We start from the raw sequence: 24,358 nt of genomic DNA on the forward strand, positions 1-24,358 counted from the left end.
GCCGACGCAAACGTCGGTGAGATGGAGAGACATGCTCGGGTTCGCAATCGTTGATCGGCAACCGAAGGCAAACGCAACTGCTGTGTGGCTTACAACCCGTGTTGAAGGATCTCTGCAGGTCAACCACACCAACGCGGCCGTAGTCCAGCACGACGATGAACGGCACGATGCCAAGGTCTGGGCTTTAACGGCCGACCGGGTTGTCGTCCTCACCCAGGGCACCACACCGCCGATTTCGTTCGCGCACGCGCTCGGCATCGAAGCGTTCGACGGCCTCTTGGACGAGACAGCGGCGCGCCAGCAACTAATCGCCGATGCGGTGACCGCCTATGCGCAAAAAACCCGTAGCCGGAACCTGGTGATACCCAACTTCTCAACGGACCGGCCAAAGCTCACGATTGATGAGCGCGACGAACCCCAGTTCCGTGCACTGTCTGTTGCCAACTACGTCGCCAAGGTATGGCGGGCTTGGATTACTACCGACGAGCAACGTGTCCGCCGCACCATTAACCCTCGCACGAAAAAGCCCCCGTGGATTATGCCCGAGGAACTCGGTGATCCGGCGGTCGCGGAGTTTCCACCAGTGTTCGCAGAACTCGCGAAACCGGAACCCACGACGCGATGCTCAACTACGTAGCTATCGACTTCGAGACCGCAAATTCCTATCGCGGCTCGCCGTGCGCAGTCGGTCTCGTTCGTGTCCGCGACGGACTGCCAGTCGCGGAACACAGTTGGCTGATCAGACCTCCCGAAGAAGTCGATTACTTCGACGGCTTCAACACATGGATTCATGGCATCACTGCCGACATGGTTGCGGACAAACCCCGTTGGAAAGAAGTCCTGCCCTACCTGGTGGACTTTGTCGGAGATGACGTAGTGGTCGCCCATAATGCCGGGTTCGACATCGGTGTCATCCGGTACGCCTGTGCAGTCGATAACATCGAGTGGCCAGAGATGCGGTTCCTGTGCACGATGGTTCTCGCGCGTCGGGCGTTACGACTTCCCTCCTATCGCTTGCCGTTTGTCCTTGACGCGCTAGGCGGTTCCATCGACGACCACCACGACCCCGCCGCGGATGCTCGTGCCGTCGTAGATATCGTCCGTGGGCTCTCCGCCCTTGGCGGTGTCGATGACCTCGATCAGCTAGCCAGGTCGGTTGGTGTGTGCATCGGCCGCATGAGCCGCGGTATCTACAAGGGCAGCGTGTCAGTGGGGGGCGGCGGATCACGCCCTGTCCGGTGCGAATTGAACCCCGACGCCGACCCTGACGGCTATTTATATGGTCGAGTCGTCGTGTTTACCGGCACGCTTATGTCGATGACTCGTCAACTTGCGTGGAACGAGTGCTCCGCCATCGGGGCAGTCGCCGAACAGGCGACCACCAAACGAACCAACGTGCTTGTCATCGGCGATATCAACCCCGCCGTCCTCCGGCCTGGCGCGACGTTAACCAAAAAGGCGGAGATGGCGTTTCAGCTCCAACGCAACGGCCAACGCATCGAAGTGATGGCTGAGGACGACTTCCTTCGATGCTTAGAAGGGAAGCCCCTGGGTGGTGCAGACGCCCTACTGGTTTCCGGCGAAGCATCGGAGAAACCACCCGTCGTGGCACCCATCCCCAGCCGCCTCCGAAAGGTGCCGCTGGCTGAACGTCCGAAGCCCAAGCCGCCCAAACCCCCCAGGCCGCTCCGGCGGGAACGCCGCGCGCTAACGGATCAAACGTGCTCCGTCGACGGATGCACCATCACTGCCGCATTCTTGACTCGATCGAAGCCGACATGGTGCGACGAGCACATCATCGCGTTGCAACGACTCGGTGGGGTCAAGCCTCTGGAGACGTTCACCCATCCCGACGATTGGCAGCTCACGGAATGCCTGACGTGCAGCGTCCAGGCGCATTACAGGTTCAACTACACCCTCGATTTAAATAAGTACGGCGAGGCGACCTGCCGGGCCTGCTACTGGCGGAAGTGGGCCGCAGACGGGCGGGCGAGACAGGGAACGTGGGCCAGTGTCGAAGCGGTTCCTTACGAAGAAGCTCGGACGTTCGCGGAGGAGCATGGATACGACTACTTCGGACCCCTGACGGCTCCGTCGCTGCCCAGCGACCCACACCGCGTCCGTTGCCGTAGATGCGGAAAGATCAGCGCGGAACGCCTCGCCGACATCGCGTTCGGCTGCACATGCGTGCCACGAACATAGGCCACTTGGCGGTTACCGCCTTCCAGGCCGACAATGGGTCAAGACCTGAGATAACGCGCCGATGCGAGACGACACCAGAAGATGTGAAAAGTGCTCTGCTAGAGGCAGTTTCGTAGACAAGGCGACACGGCAAGATATGCCATAGACATGTCAATATAGATTTACACACCAGCGGTCGGCGGTTCGATACCGTCCGCGCCCACCAAAATCTTTGCAGTTCACACCCATAGTTAGCGGAGTCGTTACGCGGTGCCTGACGCCACTCTGGGGCTCAAGTTGCCAACGGTTGCCAAGAGGGTTATCGGTTGACGGCGGACACTGCTACTGGTCGGCATTTTCGACAGTGTCGGTGGGGCGGGCCCCAACGTCCCGAGAGGCTGATGGGCAGATCCGTCGTCGCGACGTCAGCGCCTAGTCAGGCATCCGGACGACCCATGGCGGTGTGTCGTCGGCCATCAATTGCGCTACGGCCTCTCGTCCGGCGCGGTCGTGTGCAGATTCATCCCGACCTGCGTTGATCCGCTGCTCGTCGGTCTCGCCGTTATCGCTCAAGTCGACATATCGCGGCAGCGCTGGATTGGCGGGCGCACCCGTGACGAGCTTGGGAATCAAGACGTCCGCGACGAACCCGTGAATCTGGGACAGCTCCGATCCTGGGCCTACCCATACCTGGCCGTCCGGACGCTGGATGCACACCGCCGTCCGTGATGCGACCTCCACCGGATTGCCTTCTCGTACACCGCTAGACACGACATCGCCGACCTGGACCTCTTGCCATTGCAGGTTTTGGGTCATGAACGGCTGGTCATCACGCGTCACAACTGCACGCCAGAGAGCGGGACGGATGATGCGGTGCTTGTCCTCGTTCGAGTAGCCCTGGAGCAACAGCAACGGGTGTACGCCGTGAAGGTCGGTCAGACCCATCACTGTCGCGAGTTCGATGGGCAGCGAGGTCACGACGGCCAGGCTGCGGTACGGCTGTAAGCTCTCGATCCGCGTGAAAAGGGTTGTGCCGGTTCCCAGTTCGGGGACGTGCTTTGCCGTTCGGTTCGCCCAATTGGTCAAGTCGGCGGCGGACTGCCATATCGGCATCGCCACCTTCCGCGCCTGCTCCGGCGGCAACGCCGATCCGCGCGCCTGCTCAACCAGATAGAACACCACGTTGTCGATCGCCGCCCGCATGTGGTTGACGGCCTCGCTGACGAGCATCGGGATCGCGGGCGGAATAGGCCGGATCGCGGATACGACGAGATCAAGCAATCCGTCGTCGGTCCGCACCTGCTCGAAATCGAAGGCATGGTGCGACCATGCGAAGCACAAGTCCGCGAGGTCGTACTGGAGTTCGTCGGCGCGCGCGAGCCGCATCGCTACCGGTGCGAGTTCGGCGGGTAACCAGTCGAGAGCCGAGGGGGTCTGCGTCACTGGTGAATAGTCAACACCGTCGTCGTTCGTCGCGGCGGATTGATCGCCGCGATCTGCACGTCTAGCTAACTTCGTCGGGTCCGTGTCGGGATGTTAGGACTGGACTCGGCTGAGGATGTTCCTTGCGAGCCGTTCGGCGTTTTGACCTGCAAGTTCAGGGTCGGCAACGGTCGCGCTTATCGGAATGTCGGGCGGGTCAAGGCAACTCCGTACTCCGACGACTACGTTCGCGCGAACACCGAGTGCCTGTTGACAGGCGCTGTTGCCGCTCTCCCTGTTAATACCTGCCATCGAGACAGTTAGAAGGTTATCGCGGAGCCGAACTCCGCCGAAGTTGTAGCTCCATCCGACTTCATTGTTCGTATTCGGCACCCTGTAGGACACAAGGCCGCGTGCACAGTCTTGCCATTGCCGTTGGGTCGATGTCAATATCGCCTGGGCTTGATCCGACGTGCGAAATACGACGACAGTTTGTTCCACCTGTGTCGGTGAGGTCGAATTGTACGGATAGGCTTCGGCCTGCAATGTTTGATCGCGAACTCCCGCGAAGCCCGAATCCGCGTATACAGCACGTTCGTCGCCGAAAATGACGCCAACGCACGTCGACGGTGTCACGAGGCTTGAGTTTTCCGACAACTGATCGGTCGCAATCTTAATTTTTAACGGGGGTGCGCCTAAGACGCGGCTGACTGCCGTGGCATCAGGCAGAAGAGTGTCGATCGCCGACGCTGAGATCGGGCCAGTGGTCGGCGGAGCGGTTGTCGACTCATTCACTGCTCCTATGCGCCCAGACCCATCAAGCAGCAGCGCGCCATTCACCAATGTCATTCTCAGCCATCGGTCTTCCGTACTGGGCTGACCGCTGCGTGGGATGTACCTGACACGAGCGATCACGCTCGTGTCGTCTCGGGGAGAGACTGAAACGAGAGTCACCGAATTTATGGTCGCCCAAAAATTCAGAAAGTCCTGGTAACCGGTTTGCTTCTGCCACTGGGAGTCAACTTTTGTCCAGGCATTCGTAGGATCCGTCGGCAGATCGGCGTAGTACCCTTCGACAAAGTTGCGCATGCCATCAAAGGTGGTTGATCGCGCCGCCGTTGTGGGCGGTCCGGTGGGCGCGGATGCGTGTCGCTCCCACGGCCGTAGCCACAGCACTAAAGCAGCGACAGTTACCGCTACGCCAAGGACTGCCGAGAGCCTGTAAAGCGTGTTCGCTCGATTTCTCTGCCGACTTCCCACGTTGACAAGTTGCGGCGCGTGGACGGTTGACCTCTCTGCCAGGGGTGCAGGCATTGTCGGTTGTGCAGTGGTTTCTAACTTTGTGCGGTCTACCGCCGGCACTTTGGCTCTGCCGCGGGTTTGGTTCACCTGGGCGAGCGCCAAGGCACGTGCAAAGTCCTTGCAGTGTGGAAAACGGTCACCGGGCTTTTTCGCCAGAGCGGCCGCCAGAACCGCGTCAAGGGCAGCAAGTTCGCGTTTTGTCTCTGCGAGCGCTGGCGGTGGAGTGTTGAGGTGTCGACCGATGACGACTGCGGGATTTGAATGCGGAAACAGGTGCGAGCCTTTGAGCAAGTGAAAAGCGGTTGCGGCCAACGCATACTGGTCGGCGCGGCCATCGAGTTCTTCGCCCGTCAATTGCTCGGGTGCGGCGTAAGCCACCGTGCCCAGTGTGAAACCCGTGGCCGTCAGTGAGCCGGTATCCGAGACGCTGCGAGCGATGCCGAAGTCGGCCAATAGGATTCGCTGCTTGTCGTTGGCGATCATGATATTGGCCGGTTTGATATCGCGGTGCAATAGGCCGCGATCGTGTGCATGGTCAAGTGCGCTGGCCACTGCGGTGACGATCTTGATGACTTGATGCGCAGGCATGCCGTCCGGGAACTTGTCGGCGAGGAGGCGCGCCGCGTCGAGGCCGTCAACGTAATCCATCGAAATCCATAGCTGGCCGCCATCTTCGCCTCGGTCATGCACACCGACGATATGGGGGTGCCACAGTGTTGAAGCGAGGTCGGCTTCGCGGGCGAAGCGGGCGCGATACTCCTGGTTGGCGGACACGTCCGCGCCCAGGACCTTAAGCGCGTCCGTTCGTGGCAGCCTGGGGTGTTGGGCGAGATATACCTCGCCCATACCCCCAGACCCGAGCATTCGCAGGATTTTGTACCCCGCGAATGTTTGACCGTCAGCTAACGGCATGCGCGAAATCGTACCGAGGCTCGCCCGCCCTTTCCCAGGATCGACAGATAGCTATTCCACCGGCTCGCCGGGGGCAGCCTATTACCTGGGCGCTCGGTCGGAGCTTTTCGCGGGCCGTCAGCGACATCCCGCGTAGCTCGACGCCCAAAACCCCGTGGTGCCAAGAGTGTGCCAAGACGGACTTAACAGGTCGATAAGCTATAGACCGCCTGCACGAGAAAAGCCCTGTGACCTCGGCTTTCGGAGACGTTACGTAACGGTGAAAACGCCATCGACGGTCGGGCTGCGATTTACACACCAGCGGTCGGCGGTTCGATACCGTCCGCGCCCACCATTGTTGAGGCGGCTGCGATCCGGTCGGTTCCGGTCGCTTGTAGACGCTCGTGCGGCGCTGGGCCGGTGAGGTGTACCTCGGCGAGTTTGCGAAAGGCCGCCACCAGGCGGCTGCGGTCCCCGGCGCGGCTCGCCAAGACCACATGGCCGGGTTCGACGCCTTCCAAGGGGACGGTGGTGAGGTCGGGTCGCAAGCGCTCGTAAAGACCGGACGTGACGGCCACCGCCTGCCCGGCGGCGACGAGTTCCAACCCGTCCTCGAGGGTGTCGAGGAGTGGACCCTCGGGTGCTGCGCGCCCGTCGGGCCGAGGATCGATGCGCCAGAAGTCATGCCAGGCCGCGTCGCAGTCTCGAAATTTCGGTACGGGTTCGTCGGCGATGTCGTCGATGGTGACCGATTGCTTGCCCGCGAGGCGATGGTCGACAGGTATGAGGACCACCCGGGGCTCGTCGTAGAGGATCGTGACGTGCAGCTGGTCGGTGGAAAAAGGCAGTACGCAAACCACCGCGTCCACCCGATGGTCGAGCAGTGCATCGCGTGGCTGGTTCCAATCCAGATGCAGGGTGTGTACGTCCGCGTCGGGATGCTCGCGACGCAACTCGCGCACCACCGGGGTGATGATCCTCGTTGTCGTGTAGCCGATGGTGATGCGGCCGGGCTGGGCGGCGTCGCGGGCCTGTGCCGTCGCTTGGGCGGCCGAGCGCAATAGGGCCTTCGCCCGAGGCAGGAACACCTCGCCGGCCTCAGTGAGCCGGGTGCTTTGGGGAGTGCGGTCAAACAGGCGGACACCCATCTGCTGCTCCAGACGGCGGATCTGCCGGCTCAACGATGGCTGCGCGACGCGCAGCTCAGCCGCGGCGCGGCCGAAGTGCCGGTGTTCGGCCACCGCGACGAAGTATCCGACTAGTCGCAGGTCGAGGTCCACGGCCCGCGATGTCAAATCAGTCATCAGCTCACTGTAGGCCTCGGGTGCCTTCGGCGGATAGGACAGTCATGATGCCTAATTTGCATCGCGCAATGTGGAACAGGTCTTGGACACACAACACAATGCGGCATTGACTCGATGACATGAGCAGGAGCGATCAGAAGAGATCTTCCATGCAGGTATTTGGTACCAGCGCGGCCGGGGGGAGCAAATGAAATTCGGGGTCGCCACCGTCATCACCGACGACGGCATACGCCCAGACGTACTCGCAAAAGCATTGGAAGAACGAGGATTTGACTCGCTCGTCGTGGCTGAACATTCACACATCCCCTCAAGTCGGACGACGCCGTTCCCAGCGGGCGGCGAGTTGCCGCGTGAGTATTACCGGTCCTACGACCCTTTCGTCGCGCTGACAGCGGCCGCTGTCGCGACATCCAAACTCCTGATCGGGCCGGGAGTACTTCTTCTGCCGCAACGGGACTCGATTCACACGGCGAAGGCGGTTGCCAGCCTCGATCAGATATCTGCGGGGCGATTGCTGCTCGGTCTGGGTCTGGGCTGGAACCTCGAAGAGGCCGCCGATCACGGCGTTCACGCCACGTTGCGAGGCAAACTGCTCGACGAGAAGCTCGCCGCGATGAAAGAGCTGTGGACCAACGACGAAGCCGAGTTTCACGGCCGGTACGTCGATTTCGAGGCAATCTACTGCTGGCCCAAGCCCGTACAGAAGCCGCATCCGAGGATGTACTTCGGCGGATTCACGAGGGCCACGGTATCCCGAGCACGACGACATCAGGGTGGATGGATGCCCATGGGCGTTCCGGCCGCGGAGATGGTCCCCGCACAGCTGAGCCTTCTCGAGGGTGCCACCGACATTCCAGTCAGCGTCATAGTCCCCGAAGGCGTAGAAGTCGCTGTCCTGGACGCTTACCGCCGGCATGGTGCAGAGCGAGCGTTCATCCTGCTCTCCAACAAGCCCGAATCGGAAACGCTCCGACTGCTCGACAGCATCGCGGCATTCACCGACGTTCACGGCTGGGCCGGATAGGGCCGCGAAAGCCGCCAACTGAAGCCGCTGTCTGGTAGCACCTGCGCCAGCATCCCTCTAGGACAACGATTTTCGACGTCGGCCACTACGGCCGGTGCAGACCGAAAGGCAACCCCATGACAAGCAATGAATCTCGAGAGTTCTCGCAGTCCTGGGCCGCTCTGCGCGAGCGAATGTCGGATCCCGATCTTGATCTTGCCACCGTTCGGGACATCATCGAGACGGTGCACATCGCGGCGAAAGAACCCGAAGGCGTCACATATACAGAAGTCGATGCCGGCGGGGTCGAGGCCCTCTGGTGTGTTCCCGCCAATAGCGAGCCCCGCACCGTTCTGCTGCACAACCACATGGGTGGCAGCGTCCTCACATCGATGCACTGCGACCGGAAGCCAGCCGCCCATATCGCCAAGGCCGCCGGCATGCGGTCGCTGGTGATCAACTACCGGCGTTCGCCGGAGCACAAGTTCCCCGCGCAAATCGAAGACGTTGAGAAGGCCTACGATTGGCTGCTTGGCCAGGGCTACCGACCCGAGAACATCGCCAGCGTCGGGCACTCATTCGGCGGCAATCTCGCTGTCAGTCTGGCCCTGCGGTTGCGCGACAAGGGGGCCGAACTGCCCGGCGCGATTCTGTCCATCTCGCCCTGGTGCGATCTGACGCTCTCAAGCAGGTCGATCGACACCCATGCCGATCTGGATATGGTGCTGACGCGCGGGTCGCTGGAATTCTTCCGATCATGCTGGCTCGATGGAACGGGCGTGTGCTGGACCGATCCGCGGGTGAACCTGCTTGAAGCGGACCTACGCGGCCTTCCTCCGATGGCAGTCTTCTACGGCACTGACGAGTTGCTCGCGGACGAGGCGGTGCAGTTCGCGTTGCGGGCGCAAGCGGCTGGCAACGACCAATATTTGCGGTCCGTTGAGCGCGGTCAGCACTCGTTCATCATGGGTGCCGGCCGTGTGCCCGAGGTTGATGACGCCATCACGGAAATGGGGAAGTGGCTGCGTAGGAAGCTTCTAGTGAGGGCGGCGCCGTGATCGAGGGGTCGGCGCAGTTCAACCGAAACCGTGTGCCGTCCAAGCGAAAGGAGCTAACGGTCCATGTCTGTACCCGTCGTGGATCCCGGCCACTCAATTGTCCATCGGATCGTCGCTCAGGTGGCTCGTTCGCCACTGGGTCTTCGCTTCCTCCGCGACATCGGCTCCCGAGTCGACCCGACGCTGCTCCGGCGCACGCAGGGGCTCGTTTCCTGCGTGTGGCCATTCGCTGCCATCGTTTTGACGCACGTTGGCGCCAAGTCCGGCATAACCCGCAACAGTGCGCTGGTGTACTTCACCGATCGAGGGCGGGTCATCCTCATCGCCTCGAACTTCGGTGAATCCCGAAATCCGGCCTGGTACCACAACGTTAAAGCGAATCCGACCGTCACGTTGTACGGCCGCCGTATCTGTGGCCAATTCATGGCCGAGGAGATCTACGGTGCCGAACGCGCCCGGGTGTTGCGGCGCGCTACAGACGCCCCCGGGCCGTACGGCCAGTACGAGGCGGCCGCTGCCACCAAATCCAGATACCTTCCTGTCGTTGGGTTTACGCCGCACAACCGTGGGCACTCAGCCGGCCGAATGACACCGGGAGCAAGACGATGATGGTCGATTCCGACGGTCCGGTTCAGTCATCCTCTCCGCGAGAGAGCGCGAGTGAGGCTGACCTTGCGGTGCGCTTCGAGCGCGAGGCTCTCCCATTGCTCGACACGCTCTACCGGGGTGCGTTAGCGCTAACCGGGGATCGACTAGAGGCAGAGAATCTCCTGGAAGAGACGATGATGAACGCCCACAGGCAGTTCGGCTCACTTTCCGAGAGCACCAACCTGAGGGCCTCGTTGTATCGGCTGTTGACCAACGCCAATTGGCGATTGGCGTTGGCTCGGGAGCACCCAGCGACACGGCTGAGCTTGGCGGAGGTGGAGGCGCTCGAGGCGTTGCCCGCCGCAGTGTTCACCAAAGCCCTGCAGGCGTTGCGACAAGACGCCCGCATGGTGGTGTACTACGCCGACGTGGAGGGCTTCTCTTACGCGGAGATCGCCGACATCACCGACCGCTCGGTCAGCGCGGTGATTTCACTGCTGCACCGCGGCCGCCATCAATTGCGGCACGTGCTGCTCGCTTGCCGCGAGCAGGCAGCATGCCAGTTTCTGGGGGATGCGTCGAACAACACGGCTCGGGTACGACGCCCGAAGCCGCAACGCGCGAAGCCGAAATACGTGCCGCTCCACCGGTTATCCGAGGGAGTCACTTGCGCAGATCAACTTGACTGGTTCGATCGTGAGATCGTTCGCTACGTTCTGTTGTGGGCGCCCAACGGTGAGGGGTGGGGCGAGGATGTCTATCCCACGTTCGGCTTGACCGTCGAGCAGCTACTAGAAAGATTTCACCGGATCATCGACACATCCGTGCCTCGCTTGGGTCGCCTCGCCAAGTCCGATCGCGAACTCATGGACAAGGCCCGCCAGCTCCCAAGGATCTTCGGGCAAGCGCGGTAGGACATATCCGCCGACCTGGTCGGCCGAGAACTCGAAATCGGCTCTGTAGCAATGTTGCTCAGGCTCAAGAGACAATGCGTTCGCCGCGGCGGTTGCGATCGCTTGAGACGCTAGTTCGGCGCTGGGGCGGTGAGGTGTACCTCGGCGAGTTTGCAAAAGGCCGCCACCAGACGGCTGCGGTCCCCGGCGCGGCTCGCCACAACGACATGACTGGGTTCGACGCCTTCCAAGGGGACGGTGGTGAGGTCGGGTCGCAAGCGCGCGTGAAAGCCGGTCGTGATGGCGACCGCCTGCCCGGCGGCGATGAGTTCTAGCCAGTCCTCGAGGGTTTCGACGAGTGGACCGTCGGGTGCCGCACGCCCGTCGGGCCGGGGATCGATGCGCCAGAAGGCATTCCAGGCCGGGTCGCAGTCTCGCAGTTTCGGTATGGGTTCGTCGGCGATGTCGTCGAAGGTGACCGATGGCCTGCCCGCGAGGCGATGGTCGACGGCTACGAGCAACACCCGGGGCTCGTCGTAAAGGACCGTGACGTGCAGCTGGTCGGTGGAAAACGGCAGCCGGGCCACCACCGCGTCCACCCGGTGGTCGAGCAGTGCATCGCGTGGCTGGTTCCAATCCAGGTGCAGGGCTTGTACGTCCGCGTCAGGGTGCTCGCGGCGCAACGCGCGCACCGCCGGGGTGATGAGCAGACTTGTCGTGTAGCCGACGGTGATGCGGCCGGGCTGGGCGGCGGCCCGGGCCTGGGCCGTGGCTTGGGCGGCCGAGCGCACTAGCGCCTTGGCCCGAGGCAGGAACACCTCGCCGGCCTCAGTGAGCCGGGTGCTTTGCGGAGTGCGGTCAAACAGGCGGACACCCATCTGCTGCTCCAAGCGACGGATCTGCCGGCTCAACGATGGCTGGGCGACGCGCAGCTCAGCCGCGGCGCGGCCAAAATGCCGGTGTTCGGCCACCGCAACGAAGTATCCGACTAGTCGTAGATCGAGGTCCACGACACGCGGTGCCGAATCAGTCATGGGCTCACCAAGTGACGCATTCGCGAACCTCTTGGCTGTGGGGTTTGACTGAAGGACTTTCGGACAGCGCAGCTACTCACGGTTCAGTCAGTTCAGTTGTGTCACGATGTCGGCTACTTGACGCGGCATCGACAAGAAAGGCGAGTGCGACGCGTCGAGCGTCACTACCGAAGTCGGATTGTTTGGAAAGGCCGCATCCGCATCTCTGATGAAGCGGTTTTGGAGCGGCGGCCTCACTGCCATGTCGCGTGAGCAGACAACGTAGGTGCGTGGGACTGCTCCCCAGCCGTCAGCTGTCAGCGACGTTTCTCCTAGCGCGATTTTGGCCGGAGCGTCCGGCGTCAACAGCCCGATTGCGGCATCGGCAATCGCCGGTTCCACGTCACCGAAGAAGGTGCGGCGTAGCCCTATTCGGTAGGCCAGGTCGTTCGACCCGGGGTCAAGGCGCAGCGCACCAGTCACCAATAGGTCCGCTTGTAGCACGCTGGCGACGAGCTGGCCATCGTTCTCGGGCGCCGTCATGTACACGCCGGCTGGGGTGTCAGACGCCGGCATGAACGCGGCGAGGTACACCGCATGCGCCACGAGCTGGGGAGACCGCTGAGCTACTCGGGTCAACACCGTGCCGCCCATGCTGTGGGCGATGACCGTAACCGGCTGACCACGGCCGATTAGCTCTATCTGTGCAATCAGGCGGTCAGCGGCCTGGTCAAGCGTGATGTCGGCGACTGGGGAGTCGTCGAATGTTGATGTGCCGAAATCGCGTGTACGCGTGGTGAGTAGATCTGGGCGGCGGGCGTCAAGCCCATGCCCTGCCATGTCGACGGCGACAGCGATCCGACGTGCGGCCGCGACGTTGGTAAGTACATCACTCCAGCACCAACAGCCGTGCCACCAACCATGAATAAAGACAAGTGGTGTGCGATTGCCAGACATATTCATCCCCCTATTTCCGTGTGCGACGGAATCCGTTGCCCTGCTTAATGAATGGTCTGTCACTCGGCAATGGCAACGACGTCCTTCGCCGCGATCGCTCTGGCTTGCGATGTGAGATCGGCTGCGGTGCTTCCAATGTGGATCTCAGCCGGCATGGTTTCTACTCATCCGTTCGCCCTTGAAGTAAACGATCTGGTGCGAGGTAGCCAGCAGTGCCCGGTCGCGAGTCCACAGCTGTGCGCTCTGGTCGAAGTACCCGCCGGAGAATCGATTGGCGCGGGCGGTTCCTAAGACGTAGTCACTGCCCAGAGCGTCAAGCTGCTGCTGATCGGCATGGAAATAGGTAGTCAACGAGATGGTTCCGGACGGGACGAATCCGCCGCGACGCAAGAACACTCGCGGGTAGAACATGTCGCACAGGGCGGCCAGGGCCGGGTAGTCGACAGGGCGTTGTGCGTTGTCGCGCATCCACAAGGTGCTCGTCGATAACCCGTTGGGTTGCGCGTGTTCGTCGGGAAAGGCGCCTGCAACGTAGCGCGCGTCGTAAAGGCCTCCCCAGACGATGAAGTCGTCCGGACCAGGAATACCGGGGATGAGCTGTTCTGGCGGCGGCGCGGCCGGGGGGTGCGCTTCGGTACTAGCCCAGGTATCGCGGCGGACGCCGAACACCGCGGTCGCGGTGGTTGTGACCGCGCCGTCCTGACTGAGTTCGGCGATCCAGTGTTGAGTCGTGCGGTTGGTGCACGCGGCCCGAAGCGAGATGTCGAAATCGCCGTCGGCGATGGGCGTCGTGAAGTTGACGGTCAGCGCCAGTGGCTCACCGATGCGGTCGGGCTGCGTTTCAATGGCACGCAGCAAGACGGCGGCGGTGATCCCGCCGAACGGGCCGACCATGTTGGCCCACTCCGGGTGGGTACGGCCGCGCCTGACGTTTCCGTCGATGGTGTCAAGGCGGATGGCATTGTCGAACGGGTGTGGTGGGGCTGACATCAGGCGGTGAGGCGGACCGGTAGCAGTCGCAACATATTGGTCAGGTTGGACCGGGTTCTGACAGGTTCGCCATTGAGATCGATCGTGCGGAACGCGTCGAGCAGTTCCTCGAAGAAGACCTTGCCTTCAAGGCGTGCGAGGTGAACCCCGAGGCAGAAATGGCCGGCGATCCCGAAGGATAGATGCGGGTTGGGGCTGCGGTGGATGTCGAACGCGTGTGGATCGGCGAACACCGCTTCGTCGCGGTTGGCGGACGTGTAGTACATCGCCACCTTGTCGCCGGCAGCGATGCGGGTGCCCGAGAGTTCGGTGTCCGACAACGCGGTCCGCCTGAGGCAGTGGAGCGGATTGTCGTAGCGGATGATCTCTTCGACCGCCCCCGGGATCAGGGAGGGGTCGGCCCGCAGCTCGGCCAGCTGCTCCGGGTGCCGGACCAGGCGAAGAAGCCCCGACGAGAGCATCCCCTTCGTCGTGTCGTTACCCGCGATTATCAGAAACACGAAGAAGCTGCCGAAGTCGATATCGCTCATCGGCTGGCCGCCGAAGTCCGCCCGCAGGATGATGCTGGTGAGGTCGTCGGCCCGGTCGTCTTGGCGGCGGGCCGCTGCGAGTCCGATCCCGTACATGGCCAACTCGATGGTGGCGGCGCTACCGTCGTCTTCTGCCCCAACGAGTTCCGGGTCCTGGTTCGAGGCGACGCGCTCGGACAACGCATGGATGTGGTCCCAGTCTTCAGGCGGCAAGCCGAACAACTCACCGATCACCTTCGTCGGCAGTGGCGACACGACATCATGGACGAACTCCACCTCCTGACGCTCCCGCGCCTCGGCCATGACGGTTCGGCAGATCTGTCGCACCCGGTCCTCGATCCCGGCCATCACTCGCGCCCGGAAGTGCGGTGACAGCGCCGTGCGATGCACGGTGTGGACGGGGGGGTCCATCGCCGGCAGCATGTTGCGCATCATTGCTAGCTGTTCGGGTACGAGATCCTGGAGGGTGAAGCCGCCTTCGCTTGCGGAGAAGATCTCCGGGTGGCGGGCAACATGAGCCACGTCGGCGTGGCGCAGTACCGCCCAAAACCCGGGCTGCCCCGCCATGGGCTGCCAGTGCACCGGGTCAGTACGCCGCAGCTCCGTCAGCGCGTCGTGCGGTACACCGTTGACGAAGGTGTCGGGGTTCGCCAGGTCGACGTCGCCTGCCGCTGTGGGCGTCACGACTCAGCCCACCAGCACGTTCGGGGAGGAACCGGTCTCCGCTGTGGTGAGCACCACCCGGAAGCGGGCCTGGTTGGCCAGCATTCGCTGGTAGCCATCGGCGGCCTTCTCCAATGGCAGGACCTCGACCATCGGCTTAATGCCCTGCAGCGCAGCGAAATTGAGGGTGTCCTCAAGGTCGTTCGAGTCGCCGACCGGATGGCCGCGGACAGTGCCCGAGATATTGATCAGCTGGATCGGACTGACCTGCACAGGGTCGGTCAAGAGAGCCAGCAGCAGCAGTTCACCGTGCAGCCCCAGCCCGCCGATCGCGGCGGAGATCGCCTCGGCATTGGTGGCGGTGGCCGCGATGACCCGCGCCCCACCCAGGTCCTGCAGTTCGCTGGCCACGTCGCTGGTTAGCGAGTCGATGTAGTGATGAGCGCCCAATTGTGTAGCGAGGTCGCCTTTTTCACTGCCGCGCGCGATCGCGACGGTGCGAAAACCCATCTTGACCGCGAACTGAACCCCGAGATGACCAAGGCCACCGATCCCGAGGATGGCGACCAGATCGCCGGGCCCAGCGCCGGTGCTGCGCAGCGAATTGAACATGGTCAGTCCCGCGCATGCGAGCGGCGCGGCGTCAACCGCCGATAGTTCATCGGGAATACGGGCGAGCGCGTTCGCCGGCGCCACGACGTATTCGGCGTATCCGCCGGGAAACGTCGCGCCGGTGAGCATGCGGGCCTCACAGTGCACCAAAACGCCGCGCCGACAGCTACGGCACTGCTCGCAATAGCCGCCCGACGCACCGATCGCCACGCGTTCACCCTCGCGCCAACCCTGCACACCGTCGCCCAGCGCGTCGATGCGCCCGGCGATCTCGTGACCGGGCGTGAGTGGGAACTGCAGGCCCGGCCATTGGCCGTCGACGAAGTTCACGTCGGAGTGGCAGATGCCACAAGCTTCCACGGCGACCCGCACAGTGCCGGGGCCAGGATCGGTCATAGTTCGATCGATAACGGCCAGTTGTCCTCGTGGAGAGGCGACTTGGGCCGCGCGAAACGTTGTCATGATGCGCCTTCTTTAGTTCGGTGCGATATGCGGCGGCCAGACCGCTTGGCCCGCACTAGATCAGCGCCCTTTTCGCCGATCATGATGGTGGTCGCGTTGGTGTTGCCGCCGATGATGGACGGCATCACCGAGGCGTCGATCACCCGGAGGTTGTCGACTCCGCGCACCTGGAGTTCGGCGTCGACGACGGCATCGCCATCCACGCCCATCGCACAGGTACCGACCGCGTGATATTGGGTTTGTGACCAACGCCGGATGTATTCGGTGAGCGCGGTGTCGTCGGGAACGCTGTCGGGTAGCCGCAGCGCACCGAGGTTGGCCTTAAGAGGTTGGTGGTCGGCTATTTCCAGTACCGCGCGCACGCCTTGCATGACGACCTTGAGGTCGGCGGGCTCGCTGAAGTAGCCGGCGTCGATGCGGGGTGCGCTGAGCGGATCGCTGGAACCCAAGGTGAGTCGACCTCGGCTGCGCGGACGCGTACCTGCCACCAGCATCGTGAAGTTCGCCAGCGGCAGGCTGAAGCGGCCATGGTGCACGAATGCGGTTGGACCACAGATCAATTGAATATCGGGGACGTCATTGCCATTGGTGCAGAGAAAAGCGCCGACTTCGCCACCGTTCGAGCTGAAGGGACCACCGCCGCGCTGCTGCCAGCGGGCCATGTTTTCCGGGGTGGCCAGTTGCAGCAGATCGGTCGAGTCCTTCGTCGCCCAGACGACAGGCGTCATGGTGTGGTCGTTGAGGTTGGCTCCGACGCCGGGCAGGTCGACGTTGACCGCGATGTCGTGTGCGCGCAACTGCTGGGCCGGGCCGATGCCCGAGAGCATCAGCAGCTGTGGGGAATTAATCGCTCCTGCGCTCAGGATCACCTCGGCATCGGCGCGCGCAGCGGTCTCGACGCCGGCGTGCACATACGCCACCCCGCAGGCCCGCTGACCATCCAACAGGATCCGCGTGGCCGGCGAATTGGTCTGCACCGTCAGGTTGGGCCGATCGTGTACAGGCTTCAGATACGCGTCGGCCGCCGACCATCGCCGCCCCTGATGACACGTCACTTGGTAGGTGCCCACACCGATTTGGCCCGATCCGTTGAAGTCGTCGTTGAACGGCAGACCCCACTCGACGGCCGAGCTGATACAGCCCTGCGAGAGCTCGTGGGTAAACAGTAGGTCCTCGACGCGCAGCGGGCCTTCTTTGCCGTGAAATGGTGCTGCGAGTCGGCTATTGCTCTCGGCCTTGACGAAGTAGGGCAGTACCGCGTCGTAATCCCATCCGCTGCAACCTTTCTCGCTCCAGCCGTCGAAGTCGGTGCGGTGACCGCGAATGTAGATCATGGTGTTGATCGCCGACGATCCGCCCAGTGTCTTTCCCCGGGGGTACAGGTCAGATCCGGCGTAATGCGGTTGGGGTTCGAGACGGTAATCCCAATCGACTTCCGAACCGATCAACCCGCTCCACAGCGCGGGCACCCGAATGGTGTCCAGGGTGTCGGGCGGCCCAGCCTCGAGCAACAACACTCGGACCGACGGATCCGCTGAGAGCCGATTGGCCAACACGCAACCCGCGCTGCCGGCGCCGACGATGACGTAATCGAACGTGTCCTGCGATGAGGGAACGTTCTTGTCGTCGTACCCGCTCATCTCGGCGATCTCTCTTCTCTCGTTGCTGCCTGTGCCTCCGAGTCTTTGGCAGTCCGTTACGCGCGTCCAAGACCTGTTCCGCACCCCGCGATGCTGAAATGACATCGACCGAGGCAGTCGAACCTGTGACAACAGAAGTTGTATGCGCTTACCGCTGTTGGGTATTGCGGCGCTAGAGCTGAAATCTTGGCCGAAGGTGCTGCCGCCATTCGCCGACTAGCATGGGTTTTTGAGTGGCCATCGCGGCGGGTAGGGAAGGGCTCCGTCACGACGAAGGTGCGAGCAATCGCCGAGCAGCTCTGGCCATTCACCAAAGTGCGCTCACGACGTGTGTCGCACTGGGAGACGATCGCATACGCCAGCAGGAGTGAAAATGGGCACCGTAAGCACCCACTCACAGACCAAGGCCGGGTGGGCAACCGTGGATCATCCACTGGTCCCGTTGACCGCCGACGAGATTCGCACGGTCCGACACATCATCGACGGATACGGCCTGTTGGGCGAGAGCGTCCGGTTCGTCTACCTCGGGCTCGACGAACCGCATAAAGACGTGGTGCTCGCCTTCTCGCCTGGCGACCCGATCGATCGCTGCGCCCGAGTCCTGTTGCTGGACAGGGCAACCGGCCTCGGCACCGACCTTTTGGTGTCGATCACCGAGGACCGGGTGGTGGCACAGCAGTCGATCGACGCCGGGACCGAGGGCCACGTACCAATCCTCGACGAGGAGTTCGAGGACATCGAGGCTTTCCTGCTTGAAAGCTCCGCATGGCTGGATGCGATGCGCAAGCGGGGGCTGAACCCGCGGGACGTCCGCGGGGTTCCGTTGTCGGCCGGCGTGTTCGGTCACGAAGACGAGGTGGGCAGGCGCGTAGTGCGCGTGCTCGCCTTCTATCAGTGCGACGACGCCGACCTGCCTTGGGCGCATCCCGTCGACGGGGTGGTGGCCTACGTCGATCTCACCGCGCGCCGCGTGACGAAGGTGATCGACGAATTCGACCTTGCGGTGCCGGCCGAACGGGGGGAGTGGGACGCCGAACCCCATGCCGTGCTAGCGCGTACCGATTTGAAGCCCATCGAGATCACTCAGCCCGAAGGCCCGAGCTTCTCGGTTGACGGCAACCAAATCAAATGGGCGGATTGGACATTCCGATTCAGCTTTGACGTCCGCGAAGGGCTGACCCTCCATCAGATTTCGATTGGCCAGCGGCCGGTCGTTTATCGGGCATCAATTGCCGAGATGGTGGTGCCCTATGCCGACCCGTCGCCGGTGCGGTACTGGCAGAACTACTTCGACCAGGGTGAGTACCTGTTCGGCCGCTACACGAACTCGCTCGCGCTGGGCTGTGACTGCCTCGGGGAGATCAAGTATTTCGACGTGACTATCGCCGACGAGCGGGGCGAGCCGAGGGTGCTGAAGAACGCGATCTGTCTGCACGAAGAAGACTTCGGCGTGTTGTGGAAGCACACCGACATATTCAACGGCATGGCCGAGACCCGTCGGTCTCGGCGGTTGGTGATTTCATTTTTCTTGACCATCGGCAACTACGACTACGGGTTCTACTGGCACCTCTACCTTGACGGGACGATCCAGCTCGAAGCGAAGGCGACCGGTGTCGTATTCACGTCGGCGTATCGGGGTCCCGACGGCTTCGCCACCGAGATTGCGCCGGGGCTCGGTGCACCGTTCCACCAGCACCTGTTCTCGGCGCGTTTGGACATGGCTGTCGACGGCAACGTCAACGTCGTCGAGGAGGTCGATGCGGTGCCTGTGCCGGTCGGCCCGGACAACCCTTGGGGCAATGCGTTCCGCGCCCGGAAGACCAAGCTCACCCGTGAGTCGGAGGCGATGCGGGTGGCGGACAACCTCAAGGCGCGGGTGTGGCACATCACCAACCCGACCAAGCAGAACCGCCTGGGCCAGGACGTGGGTTATGCACTGTATCCCGAGGGGCAGCCGGTACTGCTCGCCGACCCGTCCAGCTCGATCGCAGGTCGGGCCGCGTTCGCGACCAAGCACTTATGGGTAACGAAATACGATCCAGCGGAACGATATCCGGCGGGCCAGTTCGTCAACCAGCATCCCGGCGGTGCGGGATTACCTGCTTTTACCGGAGGCGACCGTGACATCGACGGCGAGGACATCGTCGTGTGGCACACCTTCGGGCTGACGCACTTCCCGCGTCCGGAGGATTGGCCCGTGATGCCCGTCGACTACGCGGGCTTCAGGCTCAAGCCGCAAGGTTTCTTCGACCGCAACCCAGCATTGAATGCGGGCGGGTGAGCGGCGAAGCTGCTTCGGGGGCGCTGACGATGAGACGCGTGGATTGGGTGCGGACCGTTCGCGGTTGACGGGTCGCCCAGTGTGAGATCGCCGGGGCCGTACCTGCCCGAGATCCCCAGCGATATGGCTCGTTCGCCCCCAACCATCCCACCAGCGCGTTTGAATAAGCGAGTGTGGAAAAGCGTGCTGCGTCGCGTGCTCGTGGCTGTGTTCGTGCTCGCGACAACGCTCGTCGGGTGTTCGGCCTCCCGGCCATGGTGGCAGCAGCTCAAGCCGGCTGAGTCTGGATCCTGCCCGACAGTGGCGCCGCCGCCGGGCGCGGCAGGCAAGGTCACTTTTGACCCATCCGAGCTCGTCGCCGGAGACGCTTCGAACCCGGACGTTCGGCACGTCATGGACACCGTCGTGGCATTGCACCAGTCGTGGATCGGTGCTGATGCGGCGGCATACGTGGATCGAGTTACCTCGGACGTGACGCGGTCGACCTGGTGGTCCGACGGTATCCAGTCCGGCCCGCAGCAGGTGGCGCAGGGGTTGCCGAACGAGTGGGGCTTCCTGGAGCTCGCTCCGGACGGTCACACGCGCTCGGCGAACATGACCATCCGTCGCGCCGAAATCTCCGTCCGAGGCCAGACCGCCACGGCGCTCTATTGGGCCGATCTGGTCTCCGGTGAGACGACGAGCATCGCCCACCATGTCAGCGATTGGGCCTACGGCAACCGTGGCCTGATCCTGCAGGCGTTCGTGAAAGTGGGCGGTTGCTGGAAGCTCTCGCACGAGTCGGACTCTTGGTGGCTCGCCTACGACCCGGTGGCCAAGATGCCGGCGAAGTCGGGCACGGCGAGCTTTCGCTACGACTTCACCTATCCGGTAAAAGATCTCGCGCGCGCTGTCCGGTTCTACTCAACGTTCGTTGGGGAACCGGAGGTCCAGACTCCGACATACGCCGCGTTCGACATGGGCGGCCCGCGCCTGGTCCTCGACAACACCGGCCTCGACGGATTCGCGCCGATCCGGCCGGGCCTGCCGAACGGATACAGCACGTTTTATGTGGACGATCTCGCCAAAACCGTTGCGCACCTTGAGGTCGCGGGCACCGGGTTTCTCACCAAGATTCGCAATCGAGGCTCTGACCTTTACGCGGTTGGAAGCGACCCTGCCGGAAACGTCTTCGTGCTCGTGCAACGGGTCTACCCCGTCGGTGCCTATCCCGCGCCGGGCCCGGCCTCGGTGCAGGCGGAGGATGGCACGCCTGCGGGCGCCGTCGCCGCGGTCCAAGAGCTCGAAAGCGCTTGGCTGCAAACCGATGAACGCGCCGTCATGGCCGCGGGCATCGGGAACGACAGCCGGTGGTTCGACAGCAGCCGGCTCAACACCCGCGGCATTGATCGCGGCCCAAACGGCATCCGTGACGGTTTTGCCGCGAACTGGAATCAGTACGATCGCTCGACGTCCGGTCTGGCCGCAACCATGTCCATCCGGTCGCTGCGCGCCAAGCGCTTCGGCGCAGGCGCGATCGTGACTTACCAGCGAGAGCTTTCGGGTCAGGGTGAGCATCCCTTCAAGCAAGTCGCCTTCGTGACGCATGTCTTCGAACAGGGCGCCGAGGGCGGCATGCAACTGTCCGAAACGTTCATCACCAAGCTGCACCACCCCACGGGTGAGGTGCAGAACTTGGACTACGTCGAAACACCGGAGCCTGATCTCGAAGCCGCACGGAGCTCCTACGGCGACACGATGAGCTTCGGGAAGCCGTACTCTGACGAATCCTGGTACGGCTTCTGGGGTATCAAGTCCGTATTTGGTATCTATGCCGCGGATCCCGCGGAGGGCGCCCAGCCCGGGCGGGCCAACAGCTCCGCCAGCTTGGTCATCAACTCGGTCGAGGATACGCACGACCGGCTCGAGTCGATGGGATCGACATTTCCGGTGATCCCATCCATCAATTCGAGGGGCGGAACCGACGACGAGGGAAACTACTTGACTCTGCTCGCGACCGATAGCGAAGGCAACGCGGTCGTCTTCTCCGAATACAACAACTACTAGTACTCCTCGACGATGCGTGGTGACGCGTCTCACCGTACGCGCCATCTGACTCGGCATCAACGGCGTTGGCAGTAGTCTGCCCGTCGCTGCTGGAGTCGAAATCGACTGTGCTGTAACTACTGTCATAGCGTGCTGGCGGCCCGCTCGATACTGCGTCGAGTGACCTCCTTTAGTTGATGTTTCACAATCCGGAAGACGTCTTCCGCTGGTCGGATAACGGCCACCCGACACAGAACGCCGGCAGTACGATTTTGATATGCCGTCATACCGCGGCGATCTAATTGCTGGTCCCGGCAACCTGCGGCTGCTGGGATGTGTTGGGATGGGCGAGGTTTACTTCACCCAGCGTCCCCGTTTGCCCGGCAGAGCGTCCCAAGAATTGAGCACCGGCGTCTGCGCGGGCGACGCCCACTGTCGATGTCTCGTGAGAGAGACGGATCCGGCCGCCGTGCTAGGGCGTCTCAACGTGGTGTGCGTCAGCGACCGTGGCGAGTTCCGATTATCCGAAGTCCGTACGGGACGGGCTCTTGCAGAACGGAAGTCCTGTGATGTTTGCTGGCACCTCCAGATTTACCGGCATCACCAGCTACGCGGGTGTTGTGGCAACCGCCATTGTGTTGCTGAGTGGCGCTGCAATTTTGCGCGGCGGCGCAGCAGCAGCTGACTCAAACGACGACAACCAATTCCTGGCACTGCTCGCTGACGAAGGCATCCCCGCCGTCGAAGGCGTGCCAAGCCTCGTCGACACAGCTCACAAGGTGTGTCACGCACTGGATACCGGCATGCCGGCGAACCGCGTCGTGGACGCGCTGGTCGACTATGCGGTGAACACTGATCCGACCCAGCGCCAAATCGCCCCCGGCCGCCTCGCACGCACCGAAGGGCGATTCCTCGTTGCGGCAGTGGGGGCCTACTGCCCATACAACAAAGCCAAGCTCGCGGTCCTCGTCACCCGTCCCAAAGCGGGATGGAATGAGTCGACGGGCCGGGCGGCCGATGGCATTCGCCCTTCGGGTTTTGAGGTGCATGGGACAGCGCCCGCCACACTGATCGGCGCGGTTCCGCCCGCAGGGATCGCCGATCCGAATCCGCCGGCGATTCCGGAACCACCGCCGTTGGTGCACCTCCAGACACCACCGCTGCCGATCGCGGCACCGCCTCGACCACAGCGGCCGTTACCGCAACAGTTGCCGGCGCCTCTTCAACAGCTGCCTGCGCCTCCGCCGCAACAGCCGCCGCCTCCGCAACAGCCGCCGCCGCCTCCTCCTCAACAGTTGCCGCCGCCACCCTCGCCGCCTTCGCCACCGATGGCGCCGGGGTACGTCAAGCTCGCACCCTGAGCTGGCACCGAGATGGGGCGGCTGTCGGCGGGTTCATCCGCGGCGGCACTATGAACGGGTGAAGCCATTTCGAATCGACGTTCCCGACGACGTACTCGATGATCTGCGGTCGCGTCTAGCGCGCACCCGATGGCCGGAAGCCGAATGCGTGGACGACTGGAGTCAGGGCATTCCGCTGGCTTACACCCGCGAGCTCGCTGACTACTGGGCGAACGAATACGACTGGCGGTCTCGTGAGGCCGCGCTCAACCGCTTCGACCAGTTCATCACCGAAATCGACGGGCTGGACATTCATTTCATTCACCAGCGATCCCCACACGAGGACGCGTTCCCGCTGGTGATCACGCATGGCTGGCCGGGCTCAATTGTGGAGTTCCACAAGGTGATTGAGCCGCTGACCAATCCTGCCTCCGGACGCGCCGAGGACGCCTTTCACGTCGTGTGTCCGTCGCTTCCCGGTTACGGCTTCTCCGGCAAGCCCGCCCGCACCGGGTGGGGAGTGGAAAAGATCGCCGAGGCCTGGGAGCAGCTGATGCTTCGTCTTGGCTATCAAAGCTACGGCGCCCAGGGCGGCGACTGGGGTGCGGCGGTCACCACGCAGATCGGCCGAAACGGCGGGCACTGCGCGGGGATTCACCTGAACATGCCGATCGGCGCGCCGGGAAATCTGGACAATCCGACCGAGGCCGAGAAGGCGGCCTTGGCGGCTCTGGCCAACCACCGTAAATGGGGCACCGGCTATTCCAAACAGCAGTCCACCCGACCCCAGACGCTGGGTTACGGTCTGGCCGATTCACCGGTCGGACAGCTGGCCTGGATCGTCGAGAAGTTCTGGGACTGGGCCGATTGCGATGGGCACCCCGAGAACGCTGTTAGCCGAGACGAGCTCCTCGACAACGTGATGGTGTACTGGGTGACCGGCACCGCCGCCTCGTCGGCTCGCCTGTACTGGGAGAGCTTCCGGGTCTGGCGTGGGGGGGATCGGGTCGAATTGCCTACCGGCGTCGCCGCTTTCCCCGGTGAGTTGCTGAAGTCACCGCGGAACTGGTGCGAGCCGAACTACAACATCACGCACTGGACCGACATGCCGCGCGGTGGTCACTTCGCCGCGTTCGAACAACCGGAGTTGTTCGTCGACGACGTCCGCGCGTTTTTCGCCACCGTCCGCTAAGTCCTCAGCCG

18 protein-coding genes and 2 pseudogenes are annotated in these 24,358 nt (G+C 63.0%); 10 read left to right on the forward strand and 10 right to left on the reverse strand.

Going from position 1 to position 24,358, the window contains the following annotated elements; genetic code table 11:
* The first annotated feature begins 31 nt into the window (after positions 1-31).
* On the forward strand, positions 32-637 hold the full coding sequence (locus ACTXG5_RS16505; RefSeq protein WP_445159828.1) for a hypothetical protein: 606 nt from the start codon (positions 32-34) through the stop codon (positions 635-637).
* Positions 622-2,202 (forward strand): exonuclease domain-containing protein, encoded by a 1,581-nt coding sequence (locus ACTXG5_RS16510; protein ID WP_445159829.1) that lies wholly within the window; start codon positions 622-624, stop codon positions 2,200-2,202. Before ACTXG5_RS16505 ends, ACTXG5_RS16510 begins: the two co-directional genes overlap by 16 nt.
* Before the next feature lie 411 nt (positions 2,203-2,613).
* Here the strand turns inward: ACTXG5_RS16510 and ACTXG5_RS16515 are convergent, their stop codons facing one another.
* From ACTXG5_RS16515 to ACTXG5_RS16530, 4 genes and pseudogenes are all read right to left on the reverse strand, one after another.
* Complete coding sequence (locus ACTXG5_RS16515; RefSeq protein ID WP_445159830.1) at positions 2,614-3,624, reverse strand: hypothetical protein; 1,011 nt, start codon at positions 3,622-3,624, stop codon at positions 2,614-2,616.
* 93 nt (positions 3,625-3,717) lie between these two features.
* Complete coding sequence (locus tag ACTXG5_RS16520) at positions 3,718-4,692, reverse strand: sensor domain-containing protein (protein ID WP_445164454.1); 975 nt, start codon at positions 4,690-4,692, stop codon at positions 3,718-3,720.
* A 9-nt stretch (positions 4,693-4,701) separates the two neighbouring features.
* A pseudogene (locus tag ACTXG5_RS16525) lies at positions 4,702-5,817 on the reverse strand (serine/threonine-protein kinase); the annotation flags it as partial.
* Between the two features lie 392 nt (positions 5,818-6,209).
* Positions 6,210-7,100 (reverse strand): annotated as a pseudogene (locus tag ACTXG5_RS16530) (LysR family transcriptional regulator); the annotation flags it as partial.
* Between the two features lie 187 nt (positions 7,101-7,287).
* On the opposite strand from ACTXG5_RS16530, the gene ACTXG5_RS16535 reads away from it, so the two are divergent.
* The 4 genes from ACTXG5_RS16535 (at position 7,288) to ACTXG5_RS16550 (ending at position 10,663) form a co-directional block, all read left to right on the forward strand.
* A complete protein-coding gene (locus tag ACTXG5_RS16535; RefSeq protein WP_445159831.1) occupies positions 7,288-8,124 on the forward strand; it encodes a TIGR03619 family F420-dependent LLM class oxidoreductase in 837 nt (278 codons plus the stop codon).
* Positions 8,125-8,297: 173 nt separating this feature from the next.
* Entirely contained in the window at positions 8,298-9,161 is an 864-nt protein-coding gene (locus ACTXG5_RS16540) for an alpha/beta hydrolase (protein ID WP_445159832.1), read from the forward strand.
* A 63-nt stretch (positions 9,162-9,224) separates the two neighbouring features.
* Positions 9,225-9,770 carry a nitroreductase/quinone reductase family protein gene (locus ACTXG5_RS16545; protein ID WP_445159833.1) on the forward strand — a complete coding sequence of 182 codons (546 nt, stop codon included), beginning with the start codon at positions 9,225-9,227 and terminating at the stop codon, positions 9,768-9,770.
* Positions 9,767-10,663, forward strand: a complete 897-nt coding sequence (locus tag ACTXG5_RS16550) for a sigma factor-like helix-turn-helix DNA-binding protein (RefSeq protein WP_445159834.1) — start codon at positions 9,767-9,769, stop codon at positions 10,661-10,663. The genes ACTXG5_RS16545 and ACTXG5_RS16550 overlap by 4 nt, the downstream gene beginning before the upstream one ends.
* A 110-nt stretch (positions 10,664-10,773) precedes the next feature.
* On the opposite strand, the gene ACTXG5_RS16555 is transcribed toward ACTXG5_RS16550, so the two are convergent.
* The 6 genes from ACTXG5_RS16555 to ACTXG5_RS16580 all read right to left on the reverse strand — a co-directional run bounded on the left by ACTXG5_RS16555 (position 10,774) and on the right by ACTXG5_RS16580 (position 17,509).
* A complete protein-coding gene (locus tag ACTXG5_RS16555) occupies positions 10,774-11,676 on the reverse strand; it encodes a LysR family transcriptional regulator (protein WP_445159835.1) in 903 nt (300 codons plus the stop codon).
* A gap of 87 nt (positions 11,677-11,763) precedes the next feature.
* Entirely contained in the window at positions 11,764-12,675 is a 912-nt protein-coding gene (locus tag ACTXG5_RS16560; RefSeq protein WP_445159836.1) for an alpha/beta fold hydrolase, read from the reverse strand.
* Positions 12,676-12,756: 81 nt separating this feature from the next.
* Complete coding sequence (locus ACTXG5_RS16565; RefSeq protein ID WP_445159837.1) at positions 12,757-13,602, reverse strand: acyl-CoA thioesterase; 846 nt, start codon at positions 13,600-13,602, stop codon at positions 12,757-12,759.
* Complete coding sequence (locus ACTXG5_RS16570) at positions 13,602-14,816, reverse strand: cytochrome P450 (RefSeq protein ID WP_445159838.1); 1,215 nt, start codon at positions 14,814-14,816, stop codon at positions 13,602-13,604. Before ACTXG5_RS16570 ends, ACTXG5_RS16565 begins: the two co-directional genes overlap by 1 nt.
* A 3-nt stretch (positions 14,817-14,819) precedes the next feature.
* Positions 14,820-15,869, reverse strand: coding sequence for an alcohol dehydrogenase catalytic domain-containing protein (locus ACTXG5_RS16575; RefSeq protein ID WP_445159839.1), 1,050 nt, complete (start codon positions 15,867-15,869; stop codon positions 14,820-14,822).
* Positions 15,866-17,509: a GMC family oxidoreductase gene (locus ACTXG5_RS16580; RefSeq protein WP_445159840.1), complete on the reverse strand. Its 1,644-nt coding sequence runs from the start codon at positions 17,507-17,509 to the stop codon at positions 15,866-15,868. Before ACTXG5_RS16580 ends, ACTXG5_RS16575 begins: the two co-directional genes overlap by 4 nt.
* A 373-nt stretch (positions 17,510-17,882) precedes the next feature.
* Here ACTXG5_RS16580 and ACTXG5_RS16585 point away from each other — a divergent pair, with 373 nt between their 5' ends.
* The 4 genes from ACTXG5_RS16585 (at position 17,883) to ACTXG5_RS16600 (ending at position 24,347) form a co-directional block, all read left to right on the forward strand.
* Entirely contained in the window at positions 17,883-19,790 is a 1,908-nt protein-coding gene (locus tag ACTXG5_RS16585) for a primary-amine oxidase (RefSeq protein WP_445159841.1), read from the forward strand.
* A gap of 171 nt (positions 19,791-19,961) precedes the next feature.
* Positions 19,962-21,836 (forward strand): VOC family protein, encoded by a 1,875-nt coding sequence (locus ACTXG5_RS16590; protein WP_445159842.1) that lies wholly within the window; start codon positions 19,962-19,964, stop codon positions 21,834-21,836.
* 548 nt (positions 21,837-22,384) lie between these two features.
* Complete coding sequence (locus ACTXG5_RS16595; protein ID WP_445159843.1) at positions 22,385-23,176, forward strand: DUF732 domain-containing protein; 792 nt, start codon at positions 22,385-22,387, stop codon at positions 23,174-23,176.
* A 58-nt stretch (positions 23,177-23,234) separates the two neighbouring features.
* Complete coding sequence (locus tag ACTXG5_RS16600; protein ID WP_445159844.1) at positions 23,235-24,347, forward strand: epoxide hydrolase family protein; 1,113 nt, start codon at positions 23,235-23,237, stop codon at positions 24,345-24,347.
* Positions 24,348-24,358 lie beyond the last annotated feature (11 nt).

This window comes from Mycobacterium sp. Dal123C01 (assembly GCF_052566995.1).